Genomic DNA, 18,115 nt, shown 5'->3' with positions numbered 1-18,115 from the left:
GCGCCGGGGCGGCAGGGCGTGCAGGGCAAAGCGCGGACCGCGCCAAGGCTGCGCGCCTTGGCAAGGGTCGCTACGCGGCCATGCGTTATTTCAAGCCCTGACGACGCCGCTGCAGCATGGCCAATACTGCAAGCGCAGAAGACAACAGAAGAAGTGCCCACTGTGCCAGCGTTGGAACTGCGGTGGGCTTCACAGGCGTTATTGGCGGGGCTATAGAAAAACTCATGCGTACCATGCCTGGTTGGCCGGCTTGACCACCTGCGCCACCGCTGCCGACCCCTTCGGCCGGGCCGCCTGCACTCCCGCCGTTGGCGCCTGACCCGGACGCTCCGGTTATGGCTTCGCCAGTGCACGCTGTCACCGCCTGGTCGGGTGGCAGGGTTTGGCCGTTGGCCCCTGGGGTTCCTGGAGTTCCAGGATTGCCGTTTGTCCCGGTAGCGCCTTGAGGATAGCCTGGTGCACCAGTACCGCCTACTCCGCCATAGCCTCCACTACCTGCCGTTCCAGGATTTCCGCCTACACCCGCCAAGGTGCCGTCTCCTCCCGGCCCACCATTGCCACCATCTCCGCCGTCGGTGCCCGGACTGCCAGGAATGCCCGCCTCATCCGGAGTGCCATTCCATGGGTCACCGTCAACGCCAGGCAAGCCCTCGCTGCCCGCGCCACCGGCCCCGCCCATACCGCCTATCGCTCCTGCGCCGCCACCGCCGCCGTGTGCTCCATCACTTTCTAAGTAACCGTTGCCTCCAGCGCCCCCAGCACCGCCAGCGCTTGCGGTCCCGCCACCTCCCGGAGCGCCTATGGCGGTGCTGGAATAGTTCAAACTGACGGTACTGCCCCCGCCACCGCCTCCACCGGATGCTGTCACCCCTGCTACGCCTGGACCTGTGACGGCGGACAAACCACCTCCAGTGCTGAAAGTTCCGGGCTGCGTCCAGTCCACTGTGTTGGCCACGCCAGCCGTGCCGCCTGCTGCAACCTGCACCCGCAAGGTACTGCCTGCAGAAACCGCCACAACGGCTCTGCAATAGGAACCGCCGCCGCCGCCAGTGCCGCCACCTGGAAGACCGTCTCTGCCCAAGTCGTTAGATCCGCCACCGCCACCGCCGCCCCAGGCTTCAATCGTCATACTCGTCACCCCGACAGGCACTGTGCAACTGCCCGCTGCGTTGACGCCATTGACGCAATCTGCTGCCATGGCATGGCCTGCTGCACCGAGCGACAGTACTGCCGCAATTGCCAACTTACGAGATTCCATATGCATTTCCTGGAAGGGATCTAATGAAAACAACCCGCAAGGAGTTGTAACTAAAAAAACATTTGAGCACGAAATCTATTTTGGGTATAGCCCATTTCAGAACGTTGTGACAAAAATGTCAGTAATTACTCTGTTGCATCAAAAACCATTTGGTTTAGCTCAAACTATGTGGCCAGTCATCTATCGATTCAGAGTTGGGACGCGCCTTGTCGTTGGCGATAGAAGCCTTTAAATGCACGTCGGTAGGGAGTGGTGTGGGAAGGCTTAAGTCGAACGGCTGGCGAGTTCGCCGCTGACCTTGCGGCACTCTTGGGCCAGGCGCTCAGCCACCGGGCTCAGTTCCATATCTCTCCGGAAGAGTAGCCCGACGTCGCGACGAATAAGTGGCGCTGTCAGAGCGCGAAAACTGAGATCTCTCAGCATCGGTAAAGCGGCAACCAGTGCAGGAACAATCGCCACGCGCAGGCCGCCTCGAATCATCCAGTGCAGGCTCGTCACGCTGGAGACCTGGTATTTCGGTTCGGCGAGGATGAGTCCGAGGTCTGGCGCGGTCTGCAGTTGCTGGCGAGTGCTCGTGTCCAGCGTGTGGCCAACGAGCTCATGTCCCTTGAGCTGATCCCAACTCAACTGATCACCCAACTGAGCCAGCGGGTGATGGGGACTGCATACCAAGCCTAGATGATCGTGCGCCAAGGTCTCGAAGACCAGGCTGGCATCGTCTACCGTTCGACTCGTCAAACCGAAATCAGCAGATCTCGACTGCACGCGCTTGCGCACTTCATCTGCGGCAGCGTCGCGGATGGTGATGCGCACTTCAGGGTGCTTCTGCGTGAATGCTTCGATGGCGGGCGCCAGGATGGCCTCCAACGCAGATGGTGCCGCGACAACGCTTACGTGGCCTCGGCTGCCTCTTGCAAATCCACGCATGTCACTGACGGTGTGATCGAGATCCTGAAGCAGTCGCTCAGCGATGGGCAACAGATCACGCCCTGCTTCCGTCAATTCAACGTGCCTTGCGGATCGATTGAAGAGCTTGACGCCCAGCTCGCCTTCGAGTTTCTGGATGGTCGCGGTGAGTGCCGGTTGTGCCAGCGCCAGGCGCGAGGCGGCGACTGTGAAATGCCCGGCTTCCGCCACGGCAATAAAGCATTCCATCTGCCGAATGGTGACACGTTGAGCCAAAGCCGCTTACTCCGCCAACCGGACTTACCGGCGAGTTTTTTTCAAGAAACCAGGATCGCTAAAGCTTATCGGTCCATCGTGTATTGCGATTGGACTGAAGCCAAGTGGCACCCGCATACTGAGTTCATATTAACAAGCAACCAACCATGAGGAAATTGAAAATGGCCCATCTGAATCGTCGTCATGTCCTTGTGCACGCTTTGGGTGCTACTGCACTATTAAGCAGCAGGGGTGCGTATGCTCAAGATGCGTATCCGTCCAAACCGGTGCGTCTTATCTCTCCTTGGCCGGCAGGTGGTTCTGCCGACGTCACGACCAGGTTGGTCGGAGATCGCATGGGGGCCATATTGGGCCAGGCTTTCGTGGTGGAAGCGCGCGGCGGTGCTGCAGGGACCATTGGCTTTGGCTCAGTAGCCCGCTCCGCACCCGACGGATACACCCTGCTGCTCGGCACCAACAGTACTTATGGAATTGCGCCGCATTTGTTGCCCGCCACTCAGTACAAGATGTCCGACCTTGCGCCGGTTGCCTTGGTGGCTACCAACGCGCAGATCATCTGTGTCCATCCTTCTGTGCCTGCGAAGGATTTGCCGGGCTTCATTGCGCACGTACGCGCCAATCCAGATAAATATTCCTATGGCTCGGGTGGTATCGGCGGCACCAGCCACATGGCCTCCGTGTTGCTCGCCAACACAGCGGGACTGAAAATGCTGGATGTGCCCTACAGGGGAACAGGTCTGTCCCTTCAGGCGCTCCTCTCCGGCGAGGTGCAGATGGTGGCGCTGGACATTGCCTCCGCCAGGCCACTTGTTGAAGCAGGAAAAGTCCGGGCCCTCGCAGTGACCTCCAGCCGTCGCACGCCTGCCATGCCAGATGTTCCTACCATCGCAGAACTGGGTTACCCCGGTTTTGATTCGGCAACGGTCTTCGCATTGTTTGCTCCGGCGGGTACGCCAGCCCCCATCATCACCAAGCTCAATAGTGCCGTCAATGATGCTCTGAAGCAGCCAGAAATGAAGGCGCGGTTCGTGACTCTGGGCCTTGATGGCAGCGGCGGAACACCTGAGCAGTTGGCGCGGCATGTCACTGCAGAGTCCGAGAAATGGCGAGAGCTGATCGCACGAACGGGTATCAAGGCCGAATGACATTGACCAAGAAGAAAGAGGAGACTTGAATGGCGTTTCGGCTTGCTTGCGATGTGGGCGGCACCTTCACCGACGTGGCGGTCCGTCAGGAAAATGGAGAGATTGTTTTCGCCAAGGTGGCTACTACGCCTCGAGACCCCGTAGAAGGGGTGTTGAATGGCATCGCTGCGCTGGCGCAGCAGCTTGGGCAGGATGCGCGCCAATTGCTTTCTTCCGCTGGTGAGTTTGTTCATGGCACCACCATTGCGACCAACGTGTTGGCGCAAGGGCAGCGCACGCGTTTGGGCTTGTTGACCACGCGTGGGTTTAGAGACGTATTGGAGCTTCGCGACGGCACGCGTGCTGATCGTTATCGCTTGCGCGTGCCTATGCCGCAACCCCTTGTCGAACGCCCCAACAGGTTTGAGGTGACCGAGCGGATGGGCTATGACGGTTCTGTCCTCATACCTTTGGATGAGGGTCAGGCACGCGAGGCCCTACTTGCGGTGCTCGCGCGTGGGGTGGAAGCCATCGTCGTCGGTCTATTGCATGCGCACCGCAACCCGGCGCATGAGCTTCTGCTGGAAAAGTGGCTGCGTGAATCAGGTTGGACAGGGCCCATATCGCTATCGCATCGCGTGCTGCCACAACAAGGCGAATACATACGCTTTTCAACCGCAGCGATTGAGGCCAGCGTGGCTCCGGTGTTGCAAAGCTACCTCGAACGCCTGGGGAAACGGCTTGAAGAGACAGCGGGCCAATCAGTGCGCACCCAGGTCATGCAGTCCTCCGGAGGCCTTTTGCCACTGACTGCTGCCAGCGATCGAGCAGCCCATTTCGTGAACAGCGGCCCGGCGGGCGGAGCCATTGCCTCTGCCAACATTGCACGCCAGCTAGGGCGCGACGTAGTGGCGTTCGATGTCGGAGGCACCACCACGGATATTTCTGTGGTACTTGAGGGGCAGGCGCAAGAGCGCTTGTTGACCAGCACCGACGCGTATGTCATTGGCTTGCCCACCATCGATATCAATGTGTTGAGCCTGGGTGGCGGCTCTATCGCACGCGTAGGCGCAGATGGTGTGCTTCAGGTGGGGCCTGAGAGTGCTCAAGCGGTACCGGGTCCGGCTTCCTATGGTCGCGGTGGGATGAGAGCGACCCTGACGGACGCGGCGGTGGTACTCGGTTTTCTGCCGAATGGTGCTGACAGCGGGCTTGGTGAGACCAGCGGTTTGACTTTGTCGAAGGAATTGGCCGCCGCGGCGATCACCAGCGACGTCGCAATTCCGCTGGGCCTGTCTTTGGAGGCTGCAGCAGAGGCCGTCGTGACGCTTGCCGCCACCGTGGTCGCCGCAGGAGTGCGGGCAGCCACAGTCGGCAAAGGAATTGATCCGCGCGACATGGCTTTGGTGGGGTTTGGCGGGGCAGGGGGCTTGCTTCTGGGTGCCGTCGCAAGAGAGATTGGCGCTGCGATGGCGGTGGCACCCACCGCGGGATCGGTACTCTCGGCTGCCGGATTTCTTGATGCGGAGATCAGGTTCGACACCATCAGACATATAGGCTTGGCTATGAGCGCGTTGCCGGCGTCCCAGGTTGTGGCGATCGTCAAAGACATGCAAGGCGAGTTGGCGAGGTGGCAAAGCCGGCACTCGACGGCAGGTGCCCTTGACCTCATGGATATGGCCTGGATTGCAGAGTGCCGCTATGCGAAGCAAGCCGGCACCGTACCCGTGCCACTTAACGCAAGCGAGTTGCAAAGCGGGACCATGGATGGCTTGGCGGCTCGCTTCGAGGCGCGCTACCAGGCTCTGTTCGGCCATGCACATCGTGATGAGGCCTGCGTTTTGGACACCTTGAGGCTGGTTGCGACGCAATCGCACCATATGCCCGAACGGCCGCAGGGTGGTATGCCTGCGAAATCACGGAGCAGGAGCGCTAGCCGATCTGTTCATCAAAGTGGGGAGTGGCGCTCCTGGCCCGTGGTTGACGTGGGCGATGTCAGCGAAGCCACTGCGCAACGCGGCCCGCTACTGTGCGACTGTGGCGGCGTGATCGTGGTGCGTGAAGACGAAACCCTGGTTAGAGGTGGACGGGGCTTGCTGCTCCTCTCGGTGGAGGCCTGAAATGACATTGCAATCAGTAGACCCTGTGACCTTGGCAGTCGTTCGAGCTCGTATTGCCGCGATAGTGGACGAAACCGTGGACGTGATGGCACGCACTGCGTTCTCGCCCATCCTGAATCAGTCAAGAGATTTTTCGGCCGCTATTTTTGATGCAGACGGAGAGCTATTGACTCAGGCAGAGCGCCTTCCCATTCACCTTGGTGCCTTGCGATTTGCGTTGCTGGCGGCACGTGAGCGGTTCGGTGAGAAGCTGGCCGATGGCGATACCGTTCTTCTGAACGATCCTTACAGAGGCGGGAGCCATTTGCCGGATATGACCTTGTGCCTTCCGGTGGTGGTCGATGGGGTCATTGCGTTCTGGGTGGTGAACCGCGCACACCAAGGCGACATTGGCGGCATTTCCCCGGGAGGCTACAGCCCAAGCGCGACGGAAATCTGGCATGAGGGCATACGGGTCCCCCCTGTTCGCCTGGTACGCGCTGGCCAACTGGACGATGAATTGCTTGATCTGCTTTGCCTTAACTCCCGCACGCCGGCAGACATGCGTGGAGACCTTCTGGCCCAACTCGCCTCTGTGCAAGCGGGTGCCGTACGGCTGCGCGCTTTGGCGGATCACTATGGAGTGCCTTGCCTGGCCGCTTGTGGCAAAGCCATTCTGGCTGCAGGTGAAGCTGCGATGCGCGCAACGCTTGCCGCATGGCCAGACGGAGTGGAAGAGGGCGAAAGCTGGCTTGACCCCTTGACGCCGGGAGCACGTCCGCCCCGCATTCACGTCAGGGTCAAGGTGGCCGGTAGTGAAGCTATCGTCGATCTTCGCGGCACTGATGATCAGGTGACGCAGTTTGTGAACTCCCCGCTGGCCAATACGACGGCGGCTGTTAGCGCAGCCTTTGCTTATGTGAGTTCCGGTGAAGGCAGACAAAGCGGTGGGACCATGCGGCCCGTGCGCATTCTCACAAGGCCTGGTAGCCTGGTACATCCTAACGAGCCAGCGCCAGTGACTGCGTGCACTACGCTCACTGCTGCGCCTATCATTGAGGCCATACTCGGCGCACTCTCCAAGATAGTGCCTGATCAGGTGATTGCCGGCTTTGCAAGGCGCTTCAGGGTGGCCATTGCTTGTCAGGACAGGACGGGCAGAAATGTGGTGTGGCATCACTTTGCCAATCGTGGCGCTGCGGGTGCTCATGCCGGTGGAGACGGCTGGTCCAACCTGGGGGTGGTTCAAAGTCCGGGAGCTACGCCTTCACCCAGCGTGGAAAGGACAGAAGCCGTATTTCCTCTGCACGTAGAGCAATATTCGCTGCGTCCGAACTCTGGTGGCAAGGGCTTGCACCGAGGTGGGCTTGGTGCCACCTACGCGTTCCGCTACGAAGGCGTGCAGCCCGGCCGCATGACGCCTACCGGAGATGGCGTGATCGTGCCTCCGCCCGGTCTGGCTGGGGGAGAGCCAGGGCAGCCCAACTCCGTTCAGATCAGGCGCGGCGATGAGAGTTTTGAATTGCACGCGGTCTCGGGCACGGTGGCCATCTTGCCCGGTGATCTTATTGTTCATGAATCGGCAGGCGGTGGCGGGTTTGGTTTGGCCTCAGATCGCTCCGCTGCGGCGATCGAACATGACGCAAGCTTCGGCTATACCTGTTTAGAGAGGGTTGCCACCCATGGCTGATTCACTCGATCTCGCCGTCATTGGCGCGGGCCCCATCGGTATTCTGTCGGCCACGCTGGCCAGTTTGGCGGGGCATCGGGTAGGCCTTTGGTCGCCTCGCACGCCTGTGCAGGGTGCACGCATCACGCTTCGGTGCTCCGGGAAGCTTGAATCCGCAGTGGAGGTTGAAAACATGGCGGGTCCGGATTCGCTTGGAAGCTGGAGCCACGTACTCGTGGCGCTGCCTGCCACCGCCTACGACGATGTACTTGGAAGGGCTGCTCCGTTCCTGCGCAGCCAGCAGACCGTGATCTTCAGTGGGGCCTTGTCACTGGTGCAATTCTGGCTAAAGGACATTCTGGCCAAGCAAGGATCCAGTCCTGAACTGATTGCATGGGGTACCACTTTGGGCACTGCCAGCCGAGTTGAGCCCTTGCACGCGCGTGTATCCACCGTGAGGCCGCGGCTTGGCGTCAGTGCGCTTCCGAGTGAGCGTCTTCAAGCGCTCACGCAGGTTTGCGCCCGCTTGTTTGGCGATCGCTTCGAGGCTGCACCCGCGCATTTGGCTACCTTGTTGGCCAATATCAATCCTGTCGCGCACGCCGGGCAAGTCATACCCAACCTCACGCGCATTGAGCATGGAGAGCCATGGCGCTTGTTTGCCAACTTCACGAGTGCGGGAACTCGTATAGCCAATGCGATCGATGCTGAGCGCCTGGAAATTGGGCTTCGTCTGGGGCTTCAGCTGCGCTCTCTGGCCGATCACTATCGGCTCTCCTTCGGGGTGGAGGGCGATGATTTGGCTGCGCTTGCACAGTCGATAGAAGCGGCCGGACTTGGGTCTCAGGGACCCGAGAGCGTTTCCCACAGGTACATAGAAGAAGATGTTCCCTATGGGTTGGTCACACTACAGCGGATAGGGGCAGTTGTTGGCGTGGAAACTCCGCATCTTGACATCGCGATCGAACTGCTGAGCTGTGCATTGAACAGGCCCTATGGCGAGATGAACAGGATTCTGCAGGGGCTTGGTCTTGAGAGCGAAACGCCAGCCTCTTTGGCACAACGCTTCTCTTGATTCATCAATGCAGTCCGCTGATAGCCAGGCAGTTAGCTAAAGATTTCCATTCGACCAAGTTCAGGAATCAGAGCGCTGGTGCGTGCTTGGCAGGGTCAGGAAGAATCTTTCTGTCCGCCAAGACCGTCAGCCAGTGCTTGACACAAGCCTCCGTATCGTAGACCTGATGAAAGCCAGCATTCTTGATCTTCACTGTGCTCACGAATGCGGGTGCCGGAGCGGCTTTCAATCCATAGCCAAACCTCGAGTCGGCTGAATAGTGAGATTCGCCCAGGAGTTGGGCCATGGTCAATGGACGCAGCCCCTGCTTGTTGACGATGCTCTGCCAAACCTCTGCTTGAGAGGGCAGATACTCCGCCAGTTTTTGAGGCTGGTCACCCCCTATCTTCACTTGCAGAAAATCCGCTAATGCAGGCCAGAGGTCTTTCCAGCTGAACACTTCTCCATTGGTGAGATTGAAATGCTCATTCCAGGCTTGGCGATTGCCTGCGGCCCACACGCAGGCATCTCCAATCAAGCGCGTGTCCACCGCCTCGCGGGGGAAAGAGATGTGGCCGGTGTATGAGAAATCCTGCTTGAGTTCCCTGCACAGAGCAGCGTAAACGCCAATCACAGGCACAGTGTTCATGGCCACGCCGACGTTGGGGCCCAGCACAATCGTTGGTCTGAAGATATTCCAGCCAAAGCCGATTTCTGCCGACTTTTCCTTGATGTAGTCTTCTTGAAACCAGTAGGAGTTGGGATGGTCGTCACGAGCATAGCGCTCTCTGGCGGGCACGCGAATAGGGTGCAGATGTACGCCGTAGGCTTTGGTGCCCTGCAAGAGGGAGACGTGCTGCAGCCGGCTCCCCTTGCCAAGGGGTTCCACCACGTTGCGAATCATCTTCAGGTTGGTTTCCATCTGATCCATGTCTTGCCAGCCCTGAATCAAACCGGGTTTTTCAAAAACCGCCGCATACACCAGATGACTGACTTCTGGTAGGTCCCCGAATGCACTGGCGCATTCTTCAGCGTTTTGCAGATCGACCGAAAGATGCCTGAACGGTTTCGTGCTGCCGACTTCCGGGCGCCGCCGGGAGACCGCGATGACTTCCCAGCCTGCGTTGAGAAATGAGTCGACGGCGGTGGTTCCGACAAGGCCACTAGCGCCCGCGATAAGAACTGTCTGAGTCATTCGGAGATCAATCCAGTTGCAGGTTGATGGACTTGAACAGCTCCTTGAACCGGGCGTGCTCTGTACTCATGCGCTTGCCGAAATCCTGGCGGCTCTCCGTACCCGCGGCAATGCCCAGGCTGGTGAATCTCTCCTGCACCTCCGGATTGCGAACTGCCTTGGCGATCTCTTCGCTCAGGCGGGCGAGAATTTCAGGGGGTGTGCCTGCAGGGGCGACCACGCCATACCAGGCCACGCTTTCGGCGCCTGGCAAGCCTGCTTCGGCGACGGTAGGAACGTCCGGCAGGAGAGGGGAGCGTTTGGTGTCGGCCACGGCCAGTGCGCGCAACTGGCCGGACTTCACGAAGGGAAGAATAGGGGGCACACCGCTGATGACCAACTGAGTCCGCCCGCCCAGCGTGTCGGTGATGGCTTCGCTGTTGCCCTTGTACGGCACGTGCAATACCTTGGCTTTGGAAAGGTGCTGGAACATCTCCCCCGCGATGTGTCCGCTGGTTCCCATGCCTGCGGAGGCGTAGCTCACCTTCTCGGGGTTGGCTTTGGCGTAAGCGATCAGCTCTTTCAGATCCTTGTACGGCTGCGAAGGGTTGGCCAGGATGACGTTGGGGCCGGTGGCGATCAGGGCCACGGGCACCAGGTCTGTCATGGAGTCGTAGGGCATTTTCTTGCGGACATTGGGATTGACCGTGATCGGGCCCGCAGAAGCAAAACCTATCGTGTAGCCATCTTTTTCAGCCTTGGCGACAAAGTTGGTGCCAAGGTCACCGCCTGCGCCCGGCTTGTTGTCCACGATCACGGGCTGGCCGAGCTGTTCCGAGAGCGGCTTTGCAATGAGGCGGGCAATGATGTCGATGGAACTGCCCGGTCCGTACGTGGCAATCAACCTGATGGGTTTGTTGGGGTAGGCCGTTTGCGCGGTCGCCACCAGGGAACCCAGGGCCAGGCCCAAGCCTGCGAGTAGTCGATGAAGTTTCATGTCGTTGTCTCCTGATCAAAAAAATTATTCAGCGTGGGAAAACATCAGCCGGCCCGGATGGGGCAAGCGGGCTGTCAAGATGGCGCCGCGCTCGGCTTCCGTGATGAAAAGCGTGCGGCGGTCCGCACCGCCAAATGCCACGTTGGTGGTGCGCAGGCCAGTGCATGAACGGATGCGGTAGAGGGGTTCACCAATAGGACTGAAGATCCATACGGTGCCTGCTTGCGCATGAACCACGGCAAGATTGCCCGCCTCGTCCATGGCCAAACCATCGGGCCCCGCCGTGCTGCCGGACAACTGGATGAATCGGCTGACCTTGCCTCTGGTGCCATTGGGCTCTATGCGCAGAGCGTAGATGGCGTTGTCATGCGTCAAAGCCACGTACAACACGTTCTCGGCCTTGTTCATGACCAGGCCATTCGGGCCGGGCAAGCCGTCCATCATCAGGTCTACGGTCTTGCCGTCGGCGCGCAGCCGAAACACCCGCCCAGTGGGGTTGTCCAGGGAACTCTCGCCCTGATCGGTGAAGTAAAGATCCCCGTTGGAGGCAAAGAAGAGGTCATTCAATCCCTTCAGACCTTCCCGCTTCACATGCTGCAGATAGGGCTGAATGGTTTTGGCCACAGGGTCCAGCAGCATCAAACCGTGCAAATGGTCTGCCACGAAAATGCGCCCGTCACGGTGAATCTTCAAACCATTGGGCTCGCCTGCATAGCTCACCACCACCTCAAACTCACCGGCGGGGCTGATGCGCAAGATGCGCCCATGCGCCAAGTCGACGCACCAGAGGTTGCCGCTGCGATCAAAGGCAGGGCCCTCCAGAAAGGAGTGCATCTTCGTATGGCGGGCGTCCAGCCACGTGGACGGCTGATCGCTCAGGTGAAGCGACTCAGGCAGTTGCGCGAAGATTTCTGTTTGCAGTATTTCGGCTGGAGGGTACATGGGGTGCCTTATTGATCGGAAAGCTCAATGCCGAGCATCAAGGCGCTGAGCGTCTTGCCATGAGGGTCCAGCCGCAGCGAGCGGGTCACGCCACCGGCAAGCACCTTGGGAATCACGAAGTTCAATGCCTTGAGGCTTTCAACTTCGTACCGGCGCACGGCACCAGCGCCCAGGTGAGAAAAAGCGCTTTCCACACGTTCTGCCGTGAGCTCCTGGCGCAACTTTTCCCAACCAGAACCGTTGTATGCGAACACCGCGACGTTCGATGTATTGCCTTTGTCCCCTGCGCGGGCGTGGGCCAGTTCATGTACGAGAATTCCCATCTTCATGCTCCCACGGTAATGATTTGTGGTTTGACCCAATCACGGGGAATCAACAACCCGTCCACAGCGATGATTTCCTTGGCACCGTGGTTGAGGGGACCGCCCGCACCATACGGGCCCTGCATGTTCAATTGCCGTACGTGGTCTCCAATCAGGTTGGCACTCTTCTTGTCAGGGCACCGGGCCGCTACGCGCAGGCGTACCTCGTAAGGCTCGCTGGACATCGCTCGGGCGTGGCTGCCGTGCAGGCTGTTCATGCCAATCAAGTCGACCTGGATCTCGCTGGCCTGCCCACCATCAAGGCGAAACCGTTCTTTCACGATGTCGGCGGCAAGTTGAGCACGCGCTACCGCGTTGGGACCTGCGTACGCCACCTCTCCGCTTCCAATCCATCCATCGAAGTAGCCGACAACCACCTTGTAGCTGTCAGTTCGTTGGGTGGCACTCGATACCCGTACTGCCACACGGTCAGGATTGACCTCTTCGAACTGCAGGCCGTTCAGCGAGAGCACACAGTCTGGAGTGATGTAGGCGCTGGGGTCATGAATTTCATACAAAGCCTGCTCGCTGCAGGTCATGCGATCCAATCGGCCGCCTGATCCATCCGGCTTGCCAATAAACAGCTCGCCGTCCGGATAGATATCTGCGAATGGGTAAGGGAGCTCTGCCAGACGAGGAACGTCTTTCTTACCAGGGTCAGCAAAGTAGCCGCCCGTGATCTGAGCCGAACATTCCAGCAGGTGGCCCATGATGATGCCGGAGGCCAACTTGGGCAGATCGTCGTAGCTCCAGCCATGGTGGTGCAATGCCACCCCTAGAAATAGCGAAGGGTCGGCGACCCGGCCGGTCATGACCACGTGCGCGCCAGTGGCCAAGGCATCGCGAACCACGTCCGCCCCCAGATAGGCGTTCGCAGAGGCAATCCTGGGCAGAATGTCTTCCAGGGGCAGTTGGCGATCCATCAACTGCAATTCAGGGTGCATGCGCACGCGCTCAAGCACGTCATCGCCGACCACTGCGGCGCATTTCAGATCTTTCCATCCGAGGGAGTTTCCAATCTCCCTTGCTGCCTTTGCGGCGCCGACGGGATTGGCTGCCCCCATGTTGGAGACCAGGCGCACGCCCTTTTCCTGGCACAAAGGGAGGAAGGCGCGCATGCGCTCCCCCAGCATAGGGTTGAAACCTTTGCTTGGGTCGTTGCGGAGCGTGAGCGTTTCCCGTGCAATCGTGCGCTCAGCCAGGCATTCGCACACCAGATAGTCCAAGTCGCATTGCTCGAGGAGTTTGAGTGCAGGACCAATGCGGTCATCTGCCATGCCGGCGCCTACGCCAATACGCAATCGGTTTTTTTGCCTGTCCATGCTTCGTTTCATGAGTTTCGAAGCGAAGTATCAAGCGATTGTTGCAATGCTCAAAATGTTAAATTTTCATCTCGGTGATAACTCTGGCGTATCATCATTTGAAGCCTCCCAACGCTGGCTGCGCCGATTCGTGCGGCCTGCCAGCGAATGCGGAGTTGCGATCTATGGAGCATCTCGATGACGAGCGCACAACAAACCCTGTCCATTCCGGAGCTGGAAGCGGTATTGCTGGTGGCCGAAACCCGCAACTTCCGGATGGCGGCCGAGCGCGCATTTATTTCTCAGCCCGCCTTGAGCCGCCGCGTTCAGGCGGCTGAACAGAAGATCAACGCCAGGCTTTTTGATCGGACCAAGCACAGCGTTGCATTGACGGATGCCGGCGCTGAGTTGGTTCCCATCGCGCAGCGCATGCTGTCAGAGTTTCGGCATTCGCTCAGCGATCTTTCGGAGTTCATTGCGGGGCGTCGGGGCAGCGTGACGGTGTGGGCATTGCCTTCCATCGCCGCGGCTTTGCTGCCGCCAGCTGCACGGGCCTTTCAGCAGACGCACTCCAAGGTGAGGCTTTTGATCCAGTCTGCGTCCGCGCGCCAGGTGACACAAGCTGTTGCGGACGGAGGGGCCGATTTCGGCCTTTCAGTTGCCGTGCCAGATTCGCCAGGCGGGATTCAATTCGATCCGCTGCTCACCGAGAATTTCGTCATGATCTGCCCTCGTGGTGACCCCTTGGCAAAACGACGCCGAGTCGATTGGAGCGTCTTCGCCAGTCGACCGTTCGTTGCCAGTGGGCCTGCCAGCAGCATCCGGCTCGTGACCGATCAAGTTCTGGTGGCTACAGGGCAAACGTTGGATGCGCAATTCGTGGCAGACAATATTTCTGTCGTGGGCGCCATGGTCGCTGCGGGGGTCGGGATCGCTGCGGTTCCAGAGTTGGCGTTGCGTTTGATGGACAGAGACCGTCTGCAAAGCGTGGCGTTGCACGCACCCACGGCCACGCGCGAGATTGGGGTTCTGACCCGCCAGCAGCGCTCTCTATCGTCAGCCGCGCAGGCCTTTCTGGCGACACTTCAGGCTACAGGGGCGGCGGCGATCAATGCCTGATGCCCGTTTATTTTCGAGATCTATTGCGCGACGGTCAGTATGCGTCCCCCTCATTGAGCCCAGTCACGCTTCGTGGCAACCTTCTCGTTGCGTGACACCCATCGTGCTCGGCTTACAAAAAATCCGTTCGGGCTGAGCTTGTCGAAGCCTTGCGCAACGCTTCGACAAGCTCAGCCCGAACGGTGGTTGTGGTGGTGCAACGGCCGAACAGTGATAAATGATAGAACGCAATCTGTAATTCAGCGGCCTGCAAACCGAACGAAAGCACAACGCCATAATTCAAGCTCTGCCATGAATTCTTTGTCCAAGTCATGACCGTAAAGCAAGCAGCCCAGGTGCTCGATCTGCTTGAGTACTTTGCCAAGCGTAGGCAGCCCGCCACATTGTCGGAAATCTCGGAAGACCTCGGCTGGCCTCGTTCCAGTACCTTCAATTTGCTCACGACCCTGGCCGGGCGAGGCTTTATCTATGAACCCCGTCCTCGGGCCGGGTACTACCCCACGCCCATGCTTGAGGACCTGACTCTCAAGATCACTTCCGGGCAGGTGGTGCCACCTGAGACCAACGCGCTACTGGCAGAGCTTTCCGAAATGTCCGGGGAGACTGCGGTGCTGGCAGCCCAATCAGGGCAGGACGTGGTGTTTCTGGCTTCCGCAGAGTCCGCCCATGCCATGCGCTATACCGCGCCGAAAGGCAAACTGGTGCCGCTGGTCAGTGCTGCAACCGGGCGAGCGCTGCTTGCTCAGCGACCTCTCAAGGAGAGGTCGGCCCTGCTTAAAAAGGCGCGCTACAAAGCCTATACGCCTACGTCTCTCATGAGTGCTGAAGCGGTGGAGGCCGAGATTCAAAAATCCCTGGAGCGCGGCTGGTTCGAGGGGCACCAGGAATACTCATTGGGGATGGTGGCCGTCGCGTTTCCTGTATTTGTGCACGGGAGAAGCTACGCGGTGCTGATCGCCGGTGCGCAGCAGCGCATCGAACACTGCCTGGTTGAGATTGCGGAACAGGCGAAGGCCATCATTGTGAAACATGTAGGGCCAGATGGGCTGGTGAAAACCCTCGCCTAGCTTGTGCTTTTTGTTCTTGCTCATGTATATTTAATTCATGAGTGGGAAAATTAAACCGAGCCCAGTGGCGCCTCGTCCGCTGGACGGTGTGCGGGTGGTCGACGTGTCCACCGTCTTGATGGGGCCATTGGCAACCCAGATTTTTGGCGACTATGGGGCCGATGTCGTCAAGGTGGAACCACCCGAGGGCGACGTCGCGCGACATGCAGGAACATGCAAGGTTCCTGCGATGGGTTCCATGTACCTGGCTACCGGGCGCAACAAGCGGAGCATTGTTCTCGACGTGAAAGACCCGCAAGGCAAGCAGGCCGTGCTTGATCTTTGTCGCAGTGCAGATGTCTTCATTCACAATGTGCGGCCCGAAGGCATGCGCCGCGCAGGCCTTGACTATGAAGATCTTCGAGCCATCAATCCTCGTCTGATCTACGTCGCACTGGTTGGGTTTGGAAGCGGTGGATGCTATGCCAACCGCCCTGCGTTTGACGACATCATCCAGGGAGCCACCGGTCTCGCCGGGCTGTTTTTTGAACAAGGGCTTGATCAGCCTATTTTTGTTCCCTGGAATGCGGCCGATCGTTTGACGGGGACCACAGCGGTTCACGCCACACTGGCGGCCCTTTTGCTCAGAGCCCGAACGGGCGAAGGGCAATTCTTAGAAGTCCCCATGTTCGAGACGGTCGCGCAGATGGTGCTGGGCGATCATCTTGGAGGGCTTGCCTATGAGCCGCAGGAAGGCCCGGCCGGGTATGCAAGGTTGCTGAGCCCTGGCAGAAAACCCTATCGAACGGCCGATGGTTTCATCGTCGTCACGCCGTACAACGACAAACAGTTCAGCGCCTTGTTTGAACTGCTTGAAATTCCTGAGGCCACCAGGCGGCTTCCTATATTTGCATCTCTCGAGGTGCGCCAGAAAAACTGGCCTGCGATCTATGAACTGCTTTCAAACGCCTTCCTGGGGAAATCCGCCAAGGAGTGGGCCGGGCTTTTGAGCAATGCGGCGATTCCTGCTGCCGTGGTCAGCACCATGAGCGATTTGGTGGCTGACCCGCATCTTGAGCAGGTGAAGTTGTTTGAGCTCTCCGATCACCCCACGGTAGGGCGGATTCGCCAAATGCGGCCAAGTACGCGCTGGAGCCATGCGGATGTGTCGATCTGGCGGCACGCGCCCTCGATAGGTGAACACAGCGTCGAAATCCTGCAAGAGTTGGGCTATGGGGCGGAAAAAATAGATGCCATGCTGAAAGCGGGCATTACCAAGACAGCTGATGCCGAAGTGCTTTAGTAAAAACAAGTCCACTCTTACGCTTGCCGAGGCGCAGTGTGAGGCTTCGACTCTTCGACAGGCTCAGGACAGGCCGAGCTCAGCCCGAACGGCCTTGGTCTTTGACAGAGAAATGAAACCCCCAAAAGTCCGTTCGGGCTGAGCTTGTCGAAGCGTTACGCAAGGCCACATTGACCGGGTTGAGGTGCCATGAATTTCATCGAAAAGGAGAACAGATCATGAGAAGAGACATGTTCCTGGGCGCTATCTTGAAGATGGGGCTCGCAACCCTCGTGACCTTCGGGTCGGTCGCTGCATCCGCGCAGACCAAGGCGAGCCGCCTTTTGGTTGGCAACCAACCTGGGGGCGCTACAGATATCGTGGCCAGACTGATTGCGCCCAAACTGGCGGCGGGAATGGGTCAAACCTTCATTGTGGAAAACCGTGCAGGTGCCAGTGGAAACATTGCCGCTGAAGCCGTGGCGCGCGCTGCACCAGATGGGCAGACCATACTGCTGATGTTCAATTCCCACCCCATGACGAGCGCTTTGTTTCCCAAGCTCTCTTTTGACCCCATCAAGGACTTCACCTCGATCGGACTTATCTCTGAATCGCCCTATTTGATCGTGGCTCGACCTGACATAGGAGCAGATACCTTCAAATCACTGATTGAACAGAGCAAGAAATCCGGTAAACCGCTTTCCATGGGCTCACCCGGACCTGCCACGCCGCAGCATTTGCTGATGGAGCGGATCAAGAAGGAAGAGGGGATAGACGTTCAGGTCGTGCACTTCAAAGGAACGGCTCCTGCGCTGACTGATGTGATGGGCGGCCACGTGGATCTCACGTTGGTGACGCCTTCCGCCGCGGCGGCCTTTGTAAAGGCTGGCAAGGCCAAACTCCTGGGTGTGACATCCAATGCCCGTTTGCCGGAGTTTCCCACTGCGCCAACGGCCAGTGAGCAGGGGCTCAAAAGCCTTGCCAACTCTGGTGTATGGTTAGGCTTGTTGGCTCCTGCCAAGACACCGAAGCCTGTGATCGATAAGCTTAATCAGGCCTTGACCGAGGGACTTCGCTCACCTGAGGTGACTCAGGAGCTCGCCAAGATAGGTATGACTCCCATGGGCGGATCTCCGGAAGATCTCGACAAGAAGATGAAGGAAGAGCAGGCCATCTGGCCACCGCTGATCCGTGAATTGAATCTTGCACCGGGGGGTTAGGGCGTGTTCACACTAAATTCACCCCCGCGTGAGGTTCAGGCGAGCTGCAATCAAGGCGCAAACCGCAGCCGGGTTGGACACCCGGCGAGGATTTGCAACGCCGGGTGCAGTTTGCCTGAGCCTCACCCTTCGGGCCGGGGTTTTCCGGGCCGCATTGCCGCGTTGCGCCTCTTGCCAAGGATCGCACCTTGGCGGCACGACGCGCCTCGCACTGCGACCCGGAAAACCCCGGCGCGGGGGTGAATTTAGTGTGAACACGCCCTAGATGTGACCACCCTTGGGTCAT

15 protein-coding genes are annotated in these 18,115 nt (G+C 59.1%); 8 read left to right on the top strand and 7 right to left on the bottom strand.

Features of this window, described 5'->3' with window-relative positions; genetic code table 11:
* Positions 1-85: 85 nt before the first annotated feature.
* The gene (locus tag ABIE13_RS04900; protein WP_354441681.1) at positions 86-1,258 is read right to left on the bottom strand and encodes an IPTL-CTERM sorting domain-containing protein; all 1,173 of its coding nucleotides are present in this window, start codon (positions 1,256-1,258) and stop codon (positions 86-88) included.
* Positions 1,259-1,522: 264 nt separating this feature from the next.
* The gene (locus tag ABIE13_RS04895) at positions 1,523-2,440 is read right to left on the bottom strand and encodes a LysR family transcriptional regulator (RefSeq protein WP_354441679.1); all 918 of its coding nucleotides are present in this window, start codon (positions 2,438-2,440) and stop codon (positions 1,523-1,525) included.
* Between the two features lie 161 nt (positions 2,441-2,601).
* Here ABIE13_RS04895 and ABIE13_RS04890 point away from each other — a divergent pair, with 161 nt between their 5' ends.
* Genes ABIE13_RS04890 through ABIE13_RS04875 form a run of 4 tightly spaced genes read left to right on the top strand, consistent with a single transcriptional unit; the run spans position 2,602 to position 8,407 of the window.
* A complete protein-coding gene (locus ABIE13_RS04890) occupies positions 2,602-3,585 on the top strand; it encodes a Bug family tripartite tricarboxylate transporter substrate binding protein (RefSeq protein ID WP_354441678.1) in 984 nt (327 codons plus the stop codon).
* Positions 3,586-3,614: 29 nt separating this feature from the next.
* Positions 3,615-5,684 (top strand): hydantoinase/oxoprolinase family protein, encoded by a 2,070-nt coding sequence (locus ABIE13_RS04885; RefSeq protein WP_354441676.1) that lies wholly within the window; start codon positions 3,615-3,617, stop codon positions 5,682-5,684.
* Position 5,685: 1 nt separating this feature from the next.
* Positions 5,686-7,353, top strand: coding sequence for a hydantoinase B/oxoprolinase family protein (locus tag ABIE13_RS04880; RefSeq protein ID WP_354441674.1), 1,668 nt, complete (start codon positions 5,686-5,688; stop codon positions 7,351-7,353).
* Positions 7,346-8,407 carry an NAD/NADP octopine/nopaline dehydrogenase family protein gene (locus ABIE13_RS04875; RefSeq protein WP_354441673.1) on the top strand — a complete coding sequence of 354 codons (1,062 nt, stop codon included), beginning with the start codon at positions 7,346-7,348 and terminating at the stop codon, positions 8,405-8,407. The genes ABIE13_RS04880 and ABIE13_RS04875 overlap by 8 nt, the downstream gene beginning before the upstream one ends.
* Positions 8,408-8,474: 67 nt before the next feature.
* Here ABIE13_RS04875 and ABIE13_RS04870 read toward each other — a convergent pair whose 3' ends face one another.
* From ABIE13_RS04870 to ABIE13_RS04850, 5 genes are read right to left on the bottom strand one after another with little or no spacing between them, the layout of a single operon-like run.
* Entirely contained in the window at positions 8,475-9,581 is a 1,107-nt protein-coding gene (locus ABIE13_RS04870; protein WP_354441672.1) for an SDR family oxidoreductase, read from the bottom strand.
* A 7-nt stretch (positions 9,582-9,588) separates the two neighbouring features.
* Entirely contained in the window at positions 9,589-10,557 is a 969-nt protein-coding gene (locus ABIE13_RS04865) for a Bug family tripartite tricarboxylate transporter substrate binding protein (RefSeq protein WP_354441670.1), read from the bottom strand.
* 24 nt (positions 10,558-10,581) lie between these two features.
* A complete protein-coding gene (locus ABIE13_RS04860) occupies positions 10,582-11,499 on the bottom strand; it encodes an SMP-30/gluconolactonase/LRE family protein (protein WP_354441669.1) in 918 nt (305 codons plus the stop codon).
* A gap of 8 nt (positions 11,500-11,507) precedes the next feature.
* Entirely contained in the window at positions 11,508-11,822 is a 315-nt protein-coding gene (locus ABIE13_RS04855; RefSeq protein WP_354441667.1) for an AtuA-related protein, read from the bottom strand.
* A 2-nt stretch (positions 11,823-11,824) separates the two neighbouring features.
* Positions 11,825-13,183: an acyclic terpene utilization AtuA family protein gene (locus tag ABIE13_RS04850; RefSeq protein WP_354441666.1), complete on the bottom strand. Its 1,359-nt coding sequence runs from the start codon at positions 13,181-13,183 to the stop codon at positions 11,825-11,827.
* A 177-nt stretch (positions 13,184-13,360) separates the two neighbouring features.
* Between ABIE13_RS04850 and ABIE13_RS04845 the strand changes: the two genes are divergently transcribed.
* The 4 genes from ABIE13_RS04845 (at position 13,361) to ABIE13_RS04830 (ending at position 17,829) form a co-directional block, all read left to right on the top strand.
* Positions 13,361-14,281: a LysR family transcriptional regulator gene (locus tag ABIE13_RS04845; protein WP_354441664.1), complete on the top strand. Its 921-nt coding sequence runs from the start codon at positions 13,361-13,363 to the stop codon at positions 14,279-14,281.
* Between the two features lie 311 nt (positions 14,282-14,592).
* Positions 14,593-15,348, top strand: coding sequence for an IclR family transcriptional regulator (locus ABIE13_RS04840; RefSeq protein WP_354441663.1), 756 nt, complete (start codon positions 14,593-14,595; stop codon positions 15,346-15,348).
* Between the two features lie 37 nt (positions 15,349-15,385).
* Complete coding sequence (locus ABIE13_RS04835; protein ID WP_354441661.1) at positions 15,386-16,630, top strand: CaiB/BaiF CoA transferase family protein; 1,245 nt, start codon at positions 15,386-15,388, stop codon at positions 16,628-16,630.
* Positions 16,631-16,848: 218 nt separating this feature from the next.
* Positions 16,849-17,829, top strand: a complete 981-nt coding sequence (locus ABIE13_RS04830) for a Bug family tripartite tricarboxylate transporter substrate binding protein (protein ID WP_354441660.1) — start codon at positions 16,849-16,851, stop codon at positions 17,827-17,829.
* Positions 17,830-18,115 lie beyond the last annotated feature (286 nt).

It is taken from the genome of Ottowia thiooxydans (assembly GCF_040548795.1).
Lineage (GTDB): Bacteria > Pseudomonadota > Gammaproteobacteria > Burkholderiales > Burkholderiaceae_C > Ottowia > Ottowia thiooxydans_A.
Note: the sequence above shows the minus strand (reverse complement) of the source record. Positions and strands in the feature narration are given on the sequence as shown.

Coding starts and splice junctions, on each gene's coding strand:
- ABIE13_RS04885 (WP_354441676.1), top strand. CDS start 3,615: ATGGCGTTTCGGCTTGCTTGCGATGTGGGCGGCACCTTCACCGACGTG.
- ABIE13_RS04870 (WP_354441672.1), bottom strand. CDS start 9,581: ATGACTCAGACAGTTCTTATCGCGGGCGCTAGTGGCCTTGTCGGAACC.
- ABIE13_RS04890 (WP_354441678.1), top strand. CDS start 2,602: ATGGCCCATCTGAATCGTCGTCATGTCCTTGTGCACGCTTTGGGTGCT.
- ABIE13_RS04900 (WP_354441681.1), bottom strand. CDS start 1,258: ATGGAATCTCGTAAGTTGGCAATTGCGGCAGTACTGTCGCTCGGTGCA.
- ABIE13_RS04835 (WP_354441661.1), top strand. CDS start 15,386: ATGAGTGGGAAAATTAAACCGAGCCCAGTGGCGCCTCGTCCGCTGGAC.
- ABIE13_RS04840 (WP_354441663.1), top strand. CDS start 14,593: ATGACCGTAAAGCAAGCAGCCCAGGTGCTCGATCTGCTTGAGTACTTT.
- ABIE13_RS04855 (WP_354441667.1), bottom strand. CDS start 11,822: ATGGGAATTCTCGTACATGAACTGGCCCACGCCCGCGCAGGGGACAAA.
- ABIE13_RS04830 (WP_354441660.1), top strand. CDS start 16,849: ATGAGAAGAGACATGTTCCTGGGCGCTATCTTGAAGATGGGGCTCGCA.
- ABIE13_RS04860 (WP_354441669.1), bottom strand. CDS start 11,499: ATGTACCCTCCAGCCGAAATACTGCAAACAGAAATCTTCGCGCAACTG.
- ABIE13_RS04865 (WP_354441670.1), bottom strand. CDS start 10,557: ATGAAACTTCATCGACTACTCGCAGGCTTGGGCCTGGCCCTGGGTTCC.
- ABIE13_RS04850 (WP_354441666.1), bottom strand. CDS start 13,183: ATGGACAGGCAAAAAAACCGATTGCGTATTGGCGTAGGCGCCGGCATG.
- ABIE13_RS04845 (WP_354441664.1), top strand. CDS start 13,361: ATGACGAGCGCACAACAAACCCTGTCCATTCCGGAGCTGGAAGCGGTA.
- ABIE13_RS04875 (WP_354441673.1), top strand. CDS start 7,346: ATGGCTGATTCACTCGATCTCGCCGTCATTGGCGCGGGCCCCATCGGT.
- ABIE13_RS04880 (WP_354441674.1), top strand. CDS start 5,686: ATGACATTGCAATCAGTAGACCCTGTGACCTTGGCAGTCGTTCGAGCT.